This window comes from Azospirillum formosense (assembly GCF_040500525.1).
In the GTDB taxonomy this organism is placed as follows: Bacteria; Pseudomonadota; Alphaproteobacteria; order Azospirillales; family Azospirillaceae; genus Azospirillum; species Azospirillum formosense_A.
Genome location: NZ_CP159403.1, coordinates 471,818 through 487,747, shown reverse-complemented (window position 1 = coordinate 487,747; position 15,930 = coordinate 471,818). Strand labels below are relative to the sequence as shown.

14 protein-coding genes are annotated in these 15,930 nt (G+C 70.4%); 5 read left to right on the top strand and 9 right to left on the bottom strand.

What is annotated here, in order from left to right:
- Positions 1-50: 50 nt before the first annotated feature.
- The 4 genes from ABVN73_RS15320 to ABVN73_RS15305 all read right to left on the bottom strand — a co-directional run bounded on the left by ABVN73_RS15320 (position 51) and on the right by ABVN73_RS15305 (position 3,082).
- Entirely contained in the window at positions 51-602 is a 552-nt protein-coding gene (locus ABVN73_RS15320) for a hypothetical protein (protein ID WP_353860504.1), read from the bottom strand.
- A gap of 108 nt (positions 603-710) precedes the next feature.
- Positions 711-1,562 carry an alpha/beta hydrolase gene (locus tag ABVN73_RS15315; protein ID WP_353860503.1) on the bottom strand — a complete coding sequence of 284 codons (852 nt, stop codon included), beginning with the start codon at positions 1,560-1,562 and terminating at the stop codon, positions 711-713.
- Positions 1,563-1,590: 28 nt separating this feature from the next.
- Positions 1,591-2,400: a transglycosylase SLT domain-containing protein gene (locus ABVN73_RS15310; RefSeq protein ID WP_353860502.1), complete on the bottom strand. Its 810-nt coding sequence runs from the start codon at positions 2,398-2,400 to the stop codon at positions 1,591-1,593.
- 76 nt (positions 2,401-2,476) lie between these two features.
- Positions 2,477-3,082, bottom strand: coding sequence for a hypothetical protein (locus ABVN73_RS15305; RefSeq protein ID WP_353860501.1), 606 nt, complete (start codon positions 3,080-3,082; stop codon positions 2,477-2,479).
- A gap of 120 nt (positions 3,083-3,202) precedes the next feature.
- Between ABVN73_RS15305 and ABVN73_RS15300 the strand changes: the two genes are divergently transcribed.
- On the top strand, positions 3,203-5,509 hold the full coding sequence (locus ABVN73_RS15300) for an MHYT domain-containing protein (protein ID WP_353860500.1): 2,307 nt from the start codon (positions 3,203-3,205) through the stop codon (positions 5,507-5,509).
- Between the two features lie 118 nt (positions 5,510-5,627).
- A complete protein-coding gene (locus ABVN73_RS15295; RefSeq protein WP_257722160.1) occupies positions 5,628-5,750 on the top strand; it encodes a hypothetical protein in 123 nt (40 codons plus the stop codon).
- Between the two features lie 19 nt (positions 5,751-5,769).
- On the opposite strand, the gene pdxA is transcribed toward ABVN73_RS15295, so the two are convergent.
- From pdxA to lptG, 3 genes are all read right to left on the bottom strand, one after another.
- On the bottom strand, positions 5,770-6,807 hold the full coding sequence (pdxA, locus tag ABVN73_RS15290; protein WP_353860499.1) for a 4-hydroxythreonine-4-phosphate dehydrogenase PdxA: 1,038 nt from the start codon (positions 6,805-6,807) through the stop codon (positions 5,770-5,772).
- Positions 6,807-8,246, bottom strand: a complete 1,440-nt coding sequence (locus ABVN73_RS15285; protein ID WP_353860498.1) for a peptidylprolyl isomerase — start codon at positions 8,244-8,246, stop codon at positions 6,807-6,809. The genes pdxA and ABVN73_RS15285 overlap by 1 nt, the downstream gene beginning before the upstream one ends.
- A gap of 139 nt (positions 8,247-8,385) precedes the next feature.
- Positions 8,386-9,480: an LPS export ABC transporter permease LptG gene (lptG, locus tag ABVN73_RS15280; protein WP_353860497.1), complete on the bottom strand. Its 1,095-nt coding sequence runs from the start codon at positions 9,478-9,480 to the stop codon at positions 8,386-8,388.
- A 226-nt stretch (positions 9,481-9,706) separates the two neighbouring features.
- Here lptG and ABVN73_RS15275 point away from each other — a divergent pair, with 226 nt between their 5' ends.
- From ABVN73_RS15275 to ABVN73_RS15265, 3 genes are all read left to right on the top strand, one after another.
- Positions 9,707-11,209, top strand: coding sequence for a leucyl aminopeptidase (locus ABVN73_RS15275; RefSeq protein ID WP_353860496.1), 1,503 nt, complete (start codon positions 9,707-9,709; stop codon positions 11,207-11,209).
- Between the two features lie 108 nt (positions 11,210-11,317).
- Positions 11,318-11,767 carry a DNA polymerase III subunit chi gene (locus tag ABVN73_RS15270; RefSeq protein WP_353860495.1) on the top strand — a complete coding sequence of 150 codons (450 nt, stop codon included), beginning with the start codon at positions 11,318-11,320 and terminating at the stop codon, positions 11,765-11,767.
- 203 nt (positions 11,768-11,970) lie between these two features.
- Positions 11,971-13,218 carry a hybrid sensor histidine kinase/response regulator gene (locus tag ABVN73_RS15265; RefSeq protein ID WP_353860494.1) on the top strand — a complete coding sequence of 416 codons (1,248 nt, stop codon included), beginning with the start codon at positions 11,971-11,973 and terminating at the stop codon, positions 13,216-13,218.
- Positions 13,219-13,259: 41 nt separating this feature from the next.
- Here ABVN73_RS15265 and ABVN73_RS15260 read toward each other — a convergent pair whose 3' ends face one another.
- On the bottom strand, positions 13,260-14,594 hold the full coding sequence (locus ABVN73_RS15260) for an MFS transporter (RefSeq protein ID WP_353860493.1): 1,335 nt from the start codon (positions 14,592-14,594) through the stop codon (positions 13,260-13,262).
- A 217-nt stretch (positions 14,595-14,811) separates the two neighbouring features.
- The gene (locus tag ABVN73_RS15255) at positions 14,812-15,927 is read right to left on the bottom strand and encodes a DUF2336 domain-containing protein (protein ID WP_353860492.1); all 1,116 of its coding nucleotides are present in this window, start codon (positions 15,925-15,927) and stop codon (positions 14,812-14,814) included.
- Positions 15,928-15,930 lie beyond the last annotated feature (3 nt).

The window sequence follows — 15,930 nt, the reverse complement described above, 5'->3', positions numbered from 1 at the left end:
CCGCACTTATAGGACGGCGCGGGCCCGCCGTCATCTGCCGCGCGTCATCGTCACCCTTCGCTTTTGAGCGCGATGTTCTCCGGCGCCGCGTCGAGACGGCCGGTGCAGGTGATGCGGCGCCCGTCGTCGAAGGCTTGGGACGGCTTCGGCCCGATGGTCACCTGCAACACCACCTTGTCGGCCAGCTGGTCGCCCAGGTCCTGGGGCCGGTCACCGCCCTGCGAGTCATGGCTGAACACGCTCTCCAGATACCAGGCCGCCCCGCCGACCCCCTGCGGCCCGCCGCGGACCAGCGCGCCGGCCAGCCGGGTGTAGACATCCCTGCACACGTCCTCGGTCCGGTTGCGCGGCAGATCGACGAAGTTGGCGTAGGCGACGATCCGCCGGTCCTGGAAGTGGTAGAAGACGCCGCTGCGCGACACCTCCGTCCGCAGATCGCGGGACAGCCCGTCCACCGTGTCGTGCAGGTCGCCGCGCAGCCGGGTCATGCCCCAGTCGAGCAGAGTCACCGGCTCCCGCGCCAGCCAGTCCAGCGCATCGCGGGCCTGGACCGGTCCTGAGACGAAAGACAGCAACAGGACGAGCGCGGCGAAACCCCTCATGGCGTCGGGCCTCCGGACCATCGTTGCGGCGCAACCGTACCATTCATGCTAAGGCAGGATCGCCGCCATATCCAGCCCGCTTGCGGGCCGTATGCGGGGGTACCTCCGTCAATCCTCCAGCAGGAAGTCGCGCACCGCGGCGATCTGGTCCGCGGTCATCAGCGCCGGGGCGTGGCCGGTGTGGGCAAACTCCACCAGACGGGCCTTGGGGCCGCGTCGGGTCATCTCCTCCGCCGTCTCCGCCGGCAGGATGTCCGAGGTGGCGCCGCGCAGCACCAGCACCGGGCAGCGGATGCGGTCCCAGACGGCCCACAGGTCCACGTCCTCCATCGGCTGCGCCTTGAAGGCCTCGGCGATGGCCGGGTCGTAGGCGAGGCCGTAGCAGCCGTCCGGGCGCAGACGGGCGCTGTGCTCCGCCATGTGGCGCCACGCCTCGTCGGGCAGCCGCCCGAAGCCCATCAGGGTGAAGCGCAGGTAGGACTCGACCGCCGCCAGATCCTCGAACACCGGGTCCTTGCCGACGTAATCGGCGATGCGCTGCAGGCCGGCCTTGGGGATGAAGGGGCCGACGTCGTTGACCACCAGACGGCGGATCGGGCTGTCCGGCTGGGCGGCCAGCAGCATGCCGATCAACCCGCCCATGGAAGTGCCGACCCAATCCACCGACTCCACCCCCAGCCGGGCGATCAGCCCGGCCATGTCGGCGCAGTATTGCGGATAGCCGTAGAGCGTCGGGTTGGCCAGCCGGCCGCTCTTGCCGCGCCCCACCACATCCGGGCAGGCGACGCGGCGGCGGTCGGCCAGATCGAGCGCCAGCGCGTCGAAATCGCGCCCGTTGCGGGTCAGGCCATGCACGCAGACCACGGTGCGGGCCGCATCCTCGCGCCCCCACTGGGTGTAGGCGACGCGGTGGAACCCCGCCGCGCTGAGGCCGAGAAAGCTGCGTTCGGACATCGGCACGGGTGGCCCCTCCCCTGTTGGTTCGTTCTCAGCCCTTGCCGGGCTTCGCCAGCTCCGCCGCCTGCCGGGTGACCAGGGGCGACGGCTCCGCCACCTCGGCGTCGAAGGGATGCCGCGGCGCGTCGTACAGGCGGCGGATGGCGCGCACGTAGTTCCGCGTCTCCTCGTAGGGCGGAACGCCCCGGTAGCGGTCCACGGCCCGCTCCCCCGCGTTGTAGCCGGCAAGGGCCAGCGTAACGTCCCCCTGGAAATAGGCCAAGAGCCAGCGCAGGTAGCGCACGCCGCCGCGGATGTTCTGGGCGGGGTCGAAGACGTCGGACACGCCGAACCGCTCCGCCGTGTCGGGGATCAGCTGCATCAGCCCCGCCGCCTCCTTGGGCGACACCGCGTCGGAGCGGAAGGCGCTCTCCACCCGGATCACCGCCATGACCAGCGCCGGGTCCAGCCCGTACTGGGGCGCGGTCTTGTGGACCAGCGCGACGATTTCCGGCGGCGGGGGCGACGCCTCGCGCAGGGGGGCGGCGCCGGGGCGGCACCAGGGGCGGACATGGCCCATGCGGCCCGGCACATAGGCGACCAGCCGCCGCGCCTCCTTGTGGCCGCGCGACGCCGCGGCGCGCAGCCACGCCGTGCCGACCCGCTGGTCGCGCTTCACCCCGACGCCGAACAGGAAGCGCCGCGCCATGCGGTAGGACGCTTCCGGATCGCCCTTCTCCGCCGCCTCGCAGTCGGCCATGCGCGCCTCGCGCGAGGAGACGGAGCCGGACTTGCCCGCCGCGAAGGCGGCGGGCGCCGCCAGGGCGACGAAAAGGGCGAACATCAGGGGGAGGAAACGCACGGGTGGGCCTTGGGACGGTCTGCAAAACCGCTCTGATATGAGGTTGTCCGTAAGATGCGGCAAGCGCAGGACAGGATTACCCCTTTTTCAACACGGCGCGCAGATGGCCGCGCAGCGACCGTGCCCAGCCGCGGACCACCGCCAGCGCCGGGCGAATCGCCGTGCGCACGCGCCCAACCACCCGCTTGGCGGCCTGCCAGGGCGGCAGGGCGGTCAGCCAAGCCAGCCAGCGCATCACCCGGACATAGCACCAGGCGAAGGCCGGAATGGTCAGCAGCTTGTCCTTGCCGATGTGGAACAGCCGCTCCACCAACGTGACCTTGACCAGTTCCACGGCCCCCAGCAGCAAAGCGCCCTGGACCGCATGCCCGGTTCCCATCAGGTACAGCCCGACCGGCTTCAACGGCTCCAGGATCACCAGCGGAATCACGAACAGCGCCAGGGTCGGATAGGGGCCGAGCCGGCGGATGCGCGCCGCCAGCCGCTCGGCGAAGCGCTGCCGTCCGATCCAGGCGGCCAGCGGGCGCACCGCCTCCAGCGCCACCGCGTCGATCAGGAAATAGATCAGCGCCGCCACGGTCAGCAGGGGGCGCAGCACGAAGCGGCGCAGCAGAGCCCCCAGCCTCCGCCCCAAGGCCCGGTCCAAAGTTCCAGATGGAGAGTTCCCGTTCGAGGTAGCCATTAGGTCTTTCGTCGGGCGTACAGGGGCGTTTCGGTGGCTTGGGTTCGCTGCGGATTTTCACTATCTAACGTTTCTGCCATTGCGCGTCCGTTCCCTCGTCCACTCTCGGTGCGCCCCATCGTGCTCGGCCATTACGATCCTTACCTCGTTGCGCTGTCCGTTGTCGTGGCCTCTTTCGGCGGCTATGTGGCCCTGGACCTCGCCTCGCACGCGCGGGAAGCCGGGCGGGGACGGAACGGCTGGCTGGGCGCCGCGGCGCTCGCGCTCGGGGCGGGGATCTGGTCGATGCACTTCATCGGCATGATGGCGATGCGCATGCCGGTGCCGGTGTCCTACGACATCCTGCTGACCGCGTTGTCCTTTTTCCTGGCGGTCGGGGTGTCGGGGACCGGCCTCTTCGCCGTGGCGCACGGCGGAGGCGGCCGGACGACCCTGGGGGCGGCGGGACTGCTGACCGGCTTCGGGATCGTCGCCATGCATTACGTCGGCATGGCCGGCATGCGGCTGCCGGTGCCGCTGGTCTACGACACGCCGCTGGTCGCAGCCTCCGTGGTCATCGCCGTCGCCGCCTCCACCGCCGCGCTCTGGCTCGCCTTCCGCGCGGCCAGCCCCCTGCAGCGCCTGTCCGGCGCGCTGGTCCTCGGCGCCGCGGTGGTCAGCATGCATTACGTCGGCATGGCCGCCGCCAGCGCCGACGCGACCGCCATCGGGCATGCCGCCCATGCGGACGCCGCTCCGGCGACGGACGACCTCGGCTTCGTGCTGTCCACCCCGTCCCTGGCGGTGGGGACCGGGGTGGGAACGCTGCTGATCCTCTCCCTGGGGCTGCTCTCCGTCCTAATCGACCGGCGCCGCTCGGCGGAGCACGCGGCGGGGCAGGAGGCGCGCTACCGCGCCGTCGTCGACACCGCCGTCGACCCCATTGTGGTGATCGACGAAACCGGCATCATCCAGTCCTTCAACCGGGCCGCCGAGACGACCTTCGGCTACGCCGCGGCGGAGGCCATCGGCGCCAACGTGCGCATCCTGATGGCCGAGCCGCACCACTCCGCCCATGACGGCTACATGGCCCATTTCCGCGAGACCGGCGAGCGGCGGATCATCGGCATCGGCCGCGAGGTCGAGGGCCGGCGCAAGGACGGCTCACTCTTCCCGCTGGAGCTGTCGGTGGCCGAATGGCACGACGGGCGGCAGCGCCTGTTCACCGGCATCATGCGCGACATCACCGCCCGCAAGGCGGCGGAAGACGCCCTGCACCGCGCCAAGGCGGAGGCGGAGCGCGCCCGCGAGGAGGCTCTGGCCGCCCGCGACAACGCCGAGCGGGCCGACATGGCCAAGACCAAGTTCCTCGCCGCGGCCAGCCACGACCTGCGCCAGCCCGTGCAGTCGCTGTTCTTCTTCGCCCACGCCCTGTCCGACCGGCTCGACGGCCATCCGGCCTCTCCCCTGCTGGCGAGCATGAGCGAGTCGCTGAATGGCCTGCGCACGCTGCTGGACAGCCTGCTGGACGTGTCGCGGCTGGACGCCGGGGTGGTCACCCCCGCGGTGACGGAGTTCGCGCTGGGTCCGCTGCTGCAGCGCCTGGCCGACGAATACCGGGGCCGCGCGGCGGAGGCTGGAATCGCCCTGCGCCTCGTCCACACCGAAGGCTGGACGCGCAGCGATCCGGCGCTGGTCGAGCGCATCCTGCGCAATCTCGTCGAGAACGCCATCCGCTACACGGAGAGCGGGCGGATCCTGATCGGCTGCCGCCGCACCGGCAAGGGCCTGCGGGTGGAGGTGCTCGACACCGGCATCGGCATTCCTGAGAACAAGCGCGACGAGGTGTTCGTCGAATTCACCCAGCTCGCCAACCCCGAGCGCGACCGGCGCAAGGGGCTGGGTTTGGGGCTCGCCATCGTGCGGCGGTTGGCCGGCCTGCTCGGCCATGAGGTGACGCTGCGCTCCCGCCCGGGGCGGGGCAGCGCCTTCGGCCTGACCGTGCCGTCGGTCGCGCCGCGTCAGGTGATGAAGACCTGCCGCCCGGCCGCCCAGTCCGCCGTCCAGCCCCCCGCCAACAGCGGCAAGGGGCTGGTCGTGGTGGTGGAGGACGACGCCATCATCCTGCTCTCCATGCGGACCATGCTGGAGGAGTGGGGGTACGAGGTGGTGGCCGCCGTCTCCGCCGACGAGGCGGTGGGCACGCTGACCAGCCTCGGCCAGCGCCCCGACATGATCGTCGCCGATTACCGCCTGCGCGAGGGGCGGACGGGGCTTCAGGCCATCCGCGACATCTACGGCGTCTGCGGGGTGCGGGTGCCGGCGCTGGTGCTGACCGGCGACACCGACCCCGCGCGGATCGCCGAGGTCCAGCAGAGCGGGCACCGCCTGCTGCACAAGCCGGTGGCGCCGGAGGTGCTGCGCAACGCCCTGACCTCAGCGGCGTAGGCGCGTTCTCCCCAGCCGAGTCCCGAGTGTGGTTGAAAGCGCGCTCCGCCCCGCTTATGGTCTTGGAAAAAGGCGCCTTTGCGCCGAAACCAAAATCAGGTTCCAGGAGCGCCATCCCATGAAAGCCATGCTGCTCGGCTTCGCCGCCGCCATCGTGATCGCCGTCGGCGCGTCGGTCGCGCTGACCTCCATCGACCACAGCTCGGCCAGCCGTTTCTCCAGCAGCTCGGTCCGTCTCTGACGCTTACCGGCGGCGAAGGTCAGGCGCGGCGGCGGGCGGCCATGGCCTCCGCCGTCGTCAGGGCGGCGATCAGGCTCGACGCGCCGGCCTTGCCCGTGCCGGCGATGTCCAGCGCCGTGCCATGGTCCGGCGAGGTGCGGACGAAGGGCAGCCCCAGCGTGATGTTGACCCCCGTGTCGAAGTCGATGGTCTTCAGCGGGATCAGCGCCTGGTCGTGGTACATGCACAGCGCCGCGTCGTAGCCGCGCCGCGCCGCCGCGTGGAACAGCGTGTCGGCGGGCTTCGGCCCCACCGCGTCGATGCCCTCCGCCCGCAGATCGGCGACCGCCGGGGCGATGACGTCGATCTCCTCGCGCCCCATGGCGCCGCCCTCCCCCGCGTGGGGGTTCAGCGCGGCGACGGCCAGCCGGGGCCGCGCGATGCCGAAATCGCGGGCGAGCGCCGCCGCGGTGACCCGCCCGGCGTGCAGGATCGCCTCCCGCGTCACCAGCGGTACCGCGTCGCGGACGGAGACATGGATGGTCACCGGCACGACGCGCAGATCCTGCGTGGCCAGCATCATCACCGGCTCATCGGCGAGCCCGGCCAGATGGGCCAGATATTCAGTGTGTCCGGGATGGCGGAAGCCGGCGGCGTAGAGCGCCGATTTCTGGATCGGGTTGGTGACGACCGCCGACGCCTCCCCCCGGCGGACCAGGTCGACCGCCCGGTCGATGCTGGCGATCACCGCCGCCCCGTTGGCCGGGTCGGGCCGGCCGGGGGTGACCGGCGCCGCCAGCGGCTGGGGCAGCACCGGCAGCGCCGCGCCGAACAGCGCCGCCCCCTCGGCCATGCTGCCCACCGCCCTCACCGGAACCGGCAGGCCGAGCCGGGCGGCGAGCGCCTCCAGGCGGGCGGGATCGTCCAGAAGGACGAAGGGCGGCACCGCACCGTCCGCGCGGGCCGCCCCGGCCTTCCCCTGAGCTTCCGCCCAGGCCTTCAGTGCGATCTCCCCGCCGATCCCCGCCGGCTCGCCCATGGTCAGGGCGAGCGGCGGCCGGACGCCGGATTCGGTCATCAGTTGCGGATCTCCACGAAGGCGGTGCGTCGCAGGTCGCGCAGGTAGCGGCGGGCCAGCAGGTCGGCGCGCTCGTTGATCAGGTCGCGCTCGATCTCCTCGCGCGGCGGCATCTTGATGTCCTTCGGGTCGATCGGCGGCGGGGCCGGGGCGGCCACCGGCTGCGGCTCGGCTTCCGGCGGCGGTTCGATCATCGGCACGTCGCGCTTGCAGACGATCAGGATGACGGCGCCGCCCGGGCTCATCAGCACCGGGCTGGGCTGGCCGAGCGGGATGCCGACGGCGAGCTGCTGGAGGCCCGGCGCGAGGTCCTTGACCCGCAGCGTGCCCATGTCGCCCGACTCCGGAATGCCCATGGCGCGGGCCTTCTCGTCGAAGTCGGCGCAGCTCTTGATCGACTTGCGCAGCTTCTCCGCCTGGGCCTGGACCGCCTTCAGCTCCTCCTTCGAGGGGGCCGGGATGACGATCTGCTTCATGTTGACCTTGGCCTTGGCCAGATCGGGCTTCGGCTGGGGCCGCGGCCGCGGCGGGGTCGGCGGCGGGGCGGTGGAGGCGTTGCTGCCGAAGGGCCGCTGGTCGCGCACCAGCAGGACGTGGTAGCCGGTCGCCGTGCGGACCGGTGACGAGAGCTGGCCGGCGCGCATGGTGGACAGGGTCTTGTCCAGTTCGGCGTTCAGCTCGCCCGTGCGCACCCAGCCCATGTCGCCGCCCGAGGCGGCGCCGGCGGATTGCGAGAACTGGCGGGCGAGCGCCGCGAAGTTGCCGCCGCGGCGCACCTCCTCGACCAGCCGTTCGGCGTTGCGGCGCACCTCCTCGTCCTGGTCGGGGCTGTCCACCGCCAGGAAGATCTCGGCCACCAGATATTCCGGCTTGCCGATGTTGGCCTTGATGCGCTGCATCACGGCGTCGATCTCCTCGTCGCCGATCACCACCTCCTGGCGGATGCGGCGCTGCATCACCCGCTGCCAGGACAGCAGCGCCCGCACCTGCTCGCGCAGGGTGGAGACCGGGACGTTCTGGGCCTTCAGCATGGCTTCGAGCTGCGGGCGTCCCATGCGGTTCTGCTCGGCGATGCGGCCGATGGCCTCGTCGATGTCCTTCGACGGAACCGAGACGCCGAGACGCTTGGCCTCCTGGAGCTGGAGCCGCTCGTCCACGAGCTGGCGGAGCACCTGCGGGGTCAGGCGCTGGCGCGTCTCCGCGCTGTCCTGGGCGCCGGCGTTCAGCAGAGCGAGACGGATCCGCGCGTGCACGTCGGACAGCGAGATGACCTCGTCGTTGACGACGGCGGCGATGCGTTCCGCGGGGCCTTGCGTTCCCGCCGGGCTGTTCGGAGCGTTGGGAGCCCGCGTCTGGGCCGCGGCGGGCGCTCCGGCGGCAAGAAGGGCGCAGGCGGTCGCCACGGCGAAGGCAGACCGGACGGCTCGCAAACTCTGCATGGTGCTCCAGACTCCAGAGGTGGTTGCCGTTTAATACGGCCCCCCTGGGCGCGTGTAAACGGAATCGTGGGACGCATCCTGGAACGGAATTGTGTCCAAAGGCCGGGCGGCCGGCGTCGGCCGGGCTTTGGATGCCGCGTCAGCCGTCCTCCAGATGCAGCAGCGCCGCGGTGCCGAGAAGGACGCTGACGCAGGCCGGGCTCCAGGCCGCCATGGCCAGCGGGATGGTCTCCGAGATGCCGAAGGTGCGGATCACGTCGGTCATCACGAACAGCACGAACCCGGTCAGGACGCCGCCCGACACCATGGTCATGGTGCCGCCGCGCCGCGGCAGCCGCAGCGAAAAGGCCGCGGCGAAGAGGACCATCGCCACATAGAGCAGGGGCTGCGACAGCAGCGACTGGTAGTGCAGCCGGTGCCGCACCGCCGGGAACCCGGTGGCCTCCAGCGTGCGGATGAACTGCGGCAGCTCCCAGAAGGAGATCGTCTCCGGCGCGGCGAAGCTCTCCTCGATGGTGGTCCGGTTCAGCTCCGTCGGGATGACGTAGGCCGGAACCGTCTCCGATTCCTTCTTGCCGAGGTTGATCGTGGCGTCCTGCAGCTCCCACTTCCGGTCGCGCAGCACGGCGCGCGGCGCGTCCACCCGGCCGATGTAGGTCATGTTGCTGTCGAAGCGCAGGACGATCACCTGCGACATCTCGAACGTCTGCGGGCTCACCCAGTCGGCGTGGATGAAGTACTGCTCCCCCGCTTCCTGCTGGCGCAGCCAGAGGCCGCTGCGCGAGACGTCGAAGCTGCTGGACTTCAGTTTCAGGTAGCGGTCCTGGAGCTGGTTGTACTTGGCGATGAAGACGGCGCCGACCGGGTTGATCATCGTCACCTTCACGGCGCCGATCATCAGCGCCGCGATCAGCACCGGGGTCAGGAACTGCCACGCCGAGACGCCGACCGCGCGGGCCACCACCAGCTCCGCGCTGCGCGTCAGCCGCCAGAAGGTGAACATGCCGCTGAACAGGATCACGAAGGGGAAGATCTGCTGCCCGATCTCCGGCAGCTTCAGCAGGGCCATGCGCAGGACCAGCCAGAAGGTAATGTCCGGCTTGGATCCGGCGCGGCGCAGCAGTTCCACGACGTCGAGCAGCAGGATGATCGACAGCAGGATGCCAAGCAGCAGCAGAAACCAGGTGACGAACTGGCGCCCGATGTAGCGCGACAGCGTGGCGGATGAATACATGGGCTCCGGCCTCCCCGGCCGATCGACGGGCGGTACGCGGCGCGCCGGGGGCTTACAGCTCGGCGTGCCGGGGCTATGTACTGCGGACGGGCGCGGGAAACAACCGGTCCGCGCCTTGACAGGGCGCACGGGAAGGTCTTTATCCCAGGGTGGTTGCGGATCGATCCCACCCGCCCCGGCGCCCGCGCGCCGGCCGTCCCAGCCGAGAGGAGCCCGAGAGGAGCCGATGAAGTTCGCCTTTGCGAAGCCCGCGCTGCCCAAGTCCGGCACCGTCGCCGTCACCGTCGCCACCGATCGCGCGCTCGGCGCCGCGGGGCAGGATCTCGACCAGAAGACGGGCGGCACGCTGTCCCGCGCCATGAAGGCCAGCCGCTTCACCGGCAAGCGGGAGGAGACGCTGGCGATCCTCGCCCCCGCCGGGGTCGAGTTCGACCGCATCCTCCTGGTCGGCGTCGGCAAGGGGGAGGATCTGTCCGAGGCCACCCTCCAGGCCGTCGGCGGCGCCGTCGTCGCCGCCCTGGACAAGTCCGGCGAGACCGAGGTCTCCGTCCTGCTCGACCTGCCGGACGGCGGCACCGTCGCTCCCGAGGCCGCGGCGGCGGAACTGGCCTTCGGCGCGCAGCTCCGCTCCTACCGCTTCGACAAGTACCGGACGACCGAGAAGAAGGAGGCCAAGCCCTCCCTCAAGAAGATCATCGTCCTGACCGCGGAGCCGGACGCCGCCAAGCGCGCCTACGGCCGCCTGGAGCCGCTGGCCGAATCCGTCGCCTTCACCCGCGACCTGGTGTCGGAGCCGGCCAACGTCCTGAACCCGGAAAGCCTCGCCGACCGCTGCAGGGACCTGACCGACGTCGGCCTGCAGATCGAGGTGCTGGACCTCAAGAAGCTGAGGAAGCTCGGCATGGGCGCGCTGATCGGCGTCGCCCAGGGCAGCGCCTTCGAGCCGCGCGTCGTCGTCATGCGCTGGGACGGCGCCCCCGACGCCGAGGACCGCCGCCCGCTCGCCTTTATCGGCAAGGGCGTGACCTTCGACACCGGCGGCATCTCCATCAAGCCCGCCGCCGGGATGGAGGACATGAAGTGGGACATGGGCGGCGCCGCGGTGGTCATCGGCACCATGCGCGCGCTGGCCGCCCGCAAGGCGAAGGTCAACGCCGTGGGCATCGTCGGTCTCGTGGAGAACATGCCGTCCGGCACCGCGCAGCGGCCCGGCGACGTGGTGACCTCGCTGTCCGGCCAGACCATCGAGGTGATCAACACCGACGCGGAAGGCCGCCTCGTCCTGGCCGACTGCCTGACCTACGCGCAGGAAACCTTCAAGCCGCGCCTGCTGGTCGACCTCGCCACCCTGACCGGGGCCGTCATCATCGCGCTGGGCCATGAGCACGCGGGCCTGTTCGCCAACGACGACTGGCTGGCCGAGAACCTGCTGGCCGCCGGCAAGTCGGTGGGCGAGCCGCTGTGGCGCCTGCCGATGGGCGACGCCTACGACAAGGACATCAACTCCGACATCGCCGACATGAAGAACGTCGGTTCGGGCCGCGGGGCCGGCAGCATCATCGGCGCGCAGTTCCTCAAGCGCTTCGTCGAGGATCTGCCCTGGGCGCACATCGACATCGCCGGCGTCGCCTGGTCGAAGAAGGACACGGCCACCGTGCCGAAGGGCGGCACGGCCTTCGGCGTCCGCCTGCTCGACCGCTTCGTGGCGAGCTACCACGAGGGCAAGTAAGCTCCAGCCCTCTCCCCGCCGCTCGCGCGCGGACGACGTTTGCGCCGGCGCGGCGGGCGGACCTCCGGTCCGCCGAAAGCGGGGAGAGGGCCATTTCCACGAGGGGCTATGAGCGAGGTCCGTTTCTATCACCTCCAGCGGCGCACGCTCGAACAGGCGTTGCCGAAGATTCTGGAAAAGGTCCTGGAGCGCGGCTGGCGCGCCGTCGTCCTGGCCGGCTCGCCGGAGCGGGTGGACGCGCTCAATCAGCATTTGTGGACCTACGACCCCTCCTCCTTCCTGCCGCACGGCGCGGCGCGCGACGGCTTCGCCGCCGACCAGCCGGTCTGGCTGACCGCCGAGGAGGAGAACCCCAACGGGGCCACCGTCCTGATCCTGGTGGACGGCGTGACCAGCGGCGCGATGGGATCCTTCGACCTCGTCTGCGACCTGTTCGACGGCAACGACGGGGAGGCGGTGCTGGCGGCGCGCGAGCGTTGGAAAATCTGCAAGGCCGCCGGTCACGCCCTCACCTACTGGCAACAAAACGACCGCGGCGGCTGGGAAAAGCGCGCCTAAACCCAACAAATTTTATATGCTTTAAAGAATTCTCCGAATGATACCGCTAACGCGGCGCAACAACGCATTTATTTGTCTCAACTGTTCTTGACGCGCCTCCTGTGCACAAGGTTAATCTAAATCCCGTAAAATCCCGCGGGATGGCGGCGCACAGGGGAGTTCAGAATGCATAGGTGCGTCCAAGGGACGGGAACGGCTCCGCCATGACCCGCAGCGCTCTTGATCCGACCTTGGCGCGGGACGTCAAGGACGCCGCCATCCTGATCGTCGACGACAACACGTCGAACGTCGAACTGGTGCGCGACATCCTGATCCACGAGGGCTACACCGCCGTGCGGGGTGAAACCGACCCGCGCCGGGTCCCCGCCCTCTGCGAGGCGCAGCGCTTCGACCTTCTGCTGATCGACATCCGCATGCCGCACATGAGCGGCTTCGACCTGATGGAGCGCGTCAACGCCCTGTACGGCGACGATGTCGTGCCCATCCTCGTGCTGACCGCCCACACCGACCAGGAGACGCGGCGGCGCTCGCTGGAGCTGGGGGCCAACGACTTCCTCACCAAGCCCTTCATCGCCTGGGAGCTGCTGCACCGCGTGCGCAGCGTTCTGGAGATCCGCAAGCTCTACCAGCGCGCGGCCGAGCAGAACCGCGGGCTGGAGCGCCGCGTGTCGGAGCGCACCGCGGAACTCAGCGCCGCCCTGGAGGCCGCGCGCCAGGCCGACCGCGCCAAGCTCGACTTCCTCTCGGTGACCAGCCACGAGTTGCGGACCCCCCTGAACGCCATCATCGGCTTCGCCGAGGTGCTGTCCAGCGAGGCGCACGGGCCGCTCGGCCACGACGATTACATGGACTATGTCCGGCTGATCGAGGAGAGCGGCAAGGCGCTGCTCGGCATGGTCAACAACATCCTGGATTTCACGCGCGGCTCCGGCGGCATCGACCTCGCCGAATCGACCATCGACCTGCCCGCCCTGCTGATTCATTGCATCGATCTGCTCGGCGCCAAGGCGCAGGGCAAGGCGCAGACCATCGCGCTTCAGCCCGGCCCCCCCGTCACCTTGCGCGCCGACCAGCGCCGCCTGGCGGAAATGATCGTCCATCTGCTGGACAACGCGGTGAAGTTCGGCCACCGCGGCGGACGGGTCACGGTGCGGATCGCCCTCCAGGGCGGGATGGTCGCCATCGCGGTCGCCGACGACGGCCCCGGCATCCCGCCGGAGATCGTCGACCACGTCTTCAGCCCGTTCATCCAGGGCGAGCGCTCGCTGGTGCGCCAGCATGAAGGGATCGGCCTGGGCCTGCCCATCGTCCGCCGCTTCGCCGAATTGCACGGCGGCGACGTCGAGTTGGAGAGCGCTCCGGGGCGCGGCACCACCGTGACGATCCTCCTGCCCGCCGCCCGCCTGACGGCCCCGCCCATCGCCGGCCTCCGGGAATTCCGGGCGCTCTGAAGGCGGCCGACGCCGGACGGGTCGGGTGCCGGGCCTCCGGATCACTCGGCGAGGCTGGGTTCCTCCAAGGGGCCCGCCCCGGCTTCGGCCGGCATCGCCGGCGCGGTCTCCGGCAAGCCCAGGAACAGGGCGGCCAGCGCGATCAGAGCCATCGCCCCCGCCGTCAGGAAGGCGGCGGAGTAGCCGAAGCGGTCGACGATCACGCCGGTGACGAAGCCGCTGGTCGCCGCCCCCACGCCCTGCAAGGTGGCGACCGCTCCGAAGGCGAGGTTGTAGCGCCCGGTGCCGCGCATCAGGTCGGCGATCACCAGCGGCGTCAGGGCGGTGAAGATCCCGGCGCCGACTCCGTCGAGAAGCTGGACGCCGATCAGCCAGGCGCTGTTGTCCGACAGGGTGTAGAGAACGGCCCGCAAGGGCAGGATGGCGAAACCGACCAGCAGGATCGGCTTGCGGCCCAGCCGGTCGGCCGTTCGCCCGACCAGGACGGCGATGGGCAGCATGACGAGCTGGGCGGCGATGATGCAGGAGGACATCATGACGGTCGCCCATTCCGGATGCGCCGCGGCCAGCTTCTGCCCGACCAGCGGCAGCAGCGGCGCGTTGGCGAAATGGAACAGCAAGGCGCAGACGCCGAAGATCAGAAGCGGCCGGCAATGGACCAGGATGCCCATGCCCGACACCCTTTCCCCCTCGCTCGCCCCATCGCCGCCCGCCCCACCGCCGCTCCCCCCATCTTCGGCGGAGGCCTCGACCCCGCGCGCCCGGCGCTGGTCGATGGCGGAGGCTGGAATCGACAGGACGGCCATCGACGACAGGACCGCGAAGACCGGCACCAGCAGGAACACCGCCTGTTGCGAGAACAGCCAGCCGACCAGCCCGGCGAGCGCCGCCACGGCGACGTTGCCCGCGTGGTCGAAGGCGGCGTTGCGCCCCATCCGCCGGGCGAGCAGGCGCTGCGGGACGAGGCCGAGGGTCAGGGCGGCCACGGCCGGGCCGAACACGTCGCCGACCACAGCGATCAGCGTGTTGGCGATCAGGACCGGCCAGAAATTGGGGAACAGGTAGATGCACAGCGCCCCGGCGCCCAGCACGGCCAGCGCCACGACGATGGCCTCGCGCTTGCGGTGGGTGGCGTCGATGGCCGCTCCGATCGGCGTCTGCACGGCGAGCCCGAGCCAGCCGGCGAGGCTGGTCACCAGACCGACCTCCGACTGGCTCCAATGCTGTTGGGTGACCAGGAAGACGTTGAGATAGGGGCCGAGCGCCCCCCGCACGTCCGCCAGCAGGAAATTCACGGCGTCCAGCGACGCCGGCCGGAAGCCCCGGCCGGATTCGCCCGAAGGCGCCGACCCCCGTCCATTGCTGTCAGCAGGCAACGCGCTCTCCCTTCCAAGGTTCTGGCAAAGGACCGCGGCCAGACGCAAAGGTTAGGAACAGCGGGCGCCGCCAAACGGCACCGCGGAACGGACTGTCAAAGGTGATCGTGAGAGAGCGGTCAGATCACGCCAAAGCGGCGGCAAATGAAAAGTTGCCAGCTCTGCCAGTCGCCGCAACCGAAAACTGCGCACCGCGCAATTCTCGGGATTTTCGGCGTTATTTCGTTTCCACGCGCATGAGGTCACCCAGCTTGTCGAGCAGGTAATCGAGATCCTCCGCCGCCAGATCCTCATACTGGGTCAGGATGCGCTCGATCACCCGGCGGCGGTGGCGTTCGATGTCGTGCGCCTCGCCGTCGTAGGGGGTTTCCTTCAACACGTCCAAGGCGATCCGGCAGGCCGGCAGCAGGGCCGGCGGCTGCTTGGCCTTGTCGTAGATGGACTTCAGACCCAGCCGCCCGGCGTCGTGGATCAGCAGGCGGGCGTTGGTGAGCGGCACGTTGGCGAGGTAGGACAGCGCCGTCTCGAAAAAAGCGGCGTCCCCCATGCACAGCGCCCGAACCATCAGCGACGGGGTCAGGCGGCCGCTGCGCGACAGCTGCGCGACCAGCCGTTCCAGCGCGCCCTCGTCGCTTTCCCCGGAGAAGAGGGAGACGGTGGCGCGTTCGCGGCTTTGCAGGATCAGGTCGGCGGCGACCTTGGCCGGAAGGTCGTGGTTGGCCACCAGATGCTGCTGCAGCTTTTCCGAGACCACGGCGACCAGCCGTTCCGCGATGGTGATCGGCAGGCGGGCGCGCTGGACCAGCGGCTCCTGCACGGTTTCGCTGTCGGCGAAGCGCTCGATGACCCGGCCGAGCGTGCGCTCGCCGAGGTCCGCGCTCTCGTTGGCGACCAGGACCGCCACCGCCCCTTCCGACGCGGTGTCGATCAGCGCGTCGGCGACGCTGGCCGACAGGGCCGGGCGCTGCGCGATGGCGGTGTGCTTGGCGTCCGTGCCGGTCCGCACCAGCTCGACGAGGTCGGCGTCGGTCAGCACCGTGGAGACGCTGAGCACCGGGATCGCCACGGCCTCGACGTCGCGCGCCAGCATCAGCGCGACATCGCGCGGCAGCGCCGGGTTGGCCTTCAGGTTCTCGGCCAGCGACTGGCGCACGCGCACCACGGCGTCGCGCGCCATGAAGCGGATGATGTCCTCGGCGAGCCGCCGTTCGCTTTCCGACAAGCTGGTCGCGGAGAACTGCTTGGCGATCTTGACCGCCAGTTCGGAACGGCTGTTCGGCGACGGGTCCGACAACAGTCGGGTCACGTCGTCCCTGGTGAGTTGGTCGCTCATGGG

Bases quoted from the DNA above. Each gene is read 5' to 3' on its own strand.
- lptG (WP_353860497.1), bottom strand. From the start codon at position 9,480: ATGTATTCATCCGCCACGCTGTCGCGCTACATCGGGCGCCAGTTCGTC.
- ABVN73_RS15265 (WP_353860494.1), top strand. From the start codon at position 11,971: ATGACCCGCAGCGCTCTTGATCCGACCTTGGCGCGGGACGTCAAGGAC.
- ABVN73_RS15255 (WP_353860492.1), bottom strand. From the start codon at position 15,927: ATGAGCGACCAACTCACCAGGGACGACGTGACCCGACTGTTGTCGGAC.
- ABVN73_RS15295 (WP_257722160.1), top strand. From the start codon at position 5,628: ATGAAAGCCATGCTGCTCGGCTTCGCCGCCGCCATCGTGATCGCCGTC.
- pdxA (WP_353860499.1), bottom strand. From the start codon at position 6,807: ATGACCGAATCCGGCGTCCGGCCGCCGCTCGCCCTGACCATGGGCGAG.
- ABVN73_RS15305 (WP_353860501.1), bottom strand. From the start codon at position 3,082: ATGGCTACCTCGAACGGGAACTCTCCATCTGGAACTTTGGACCGGGCC.
- ABVN73_RS15275 (WP_353860496.1), top strand. From the start codon at position 9,707: ATGAAGTTCGCCTTTGCGAAGCCCGCGCTGCCCAAGTCCGGCACCGTC.
- ABVN73_RS15320 (WP_353860504.1), bottom strand. From the start codon at position 602: ATGAGGGGTTTCGCCGCGCTCGTCCTGTTGCTGTCTTTCGTCTCAGGA.
- ABVN73_RS15285 (WP_353860498.1), bottom strand. From the start codon at position 8,246: ATGCAGAGTTTGCGAGCCGTCCGGTCTGCCTTCGCCGTGGCGACCGCC.
- ABVN73_RS15270 (WP_353860495.1), top strand. From the start codon at position 11,318: ATGAGCGAGGTCCGTTTCTATCACCTCCAGCGGCGCACGCTCGAACAG.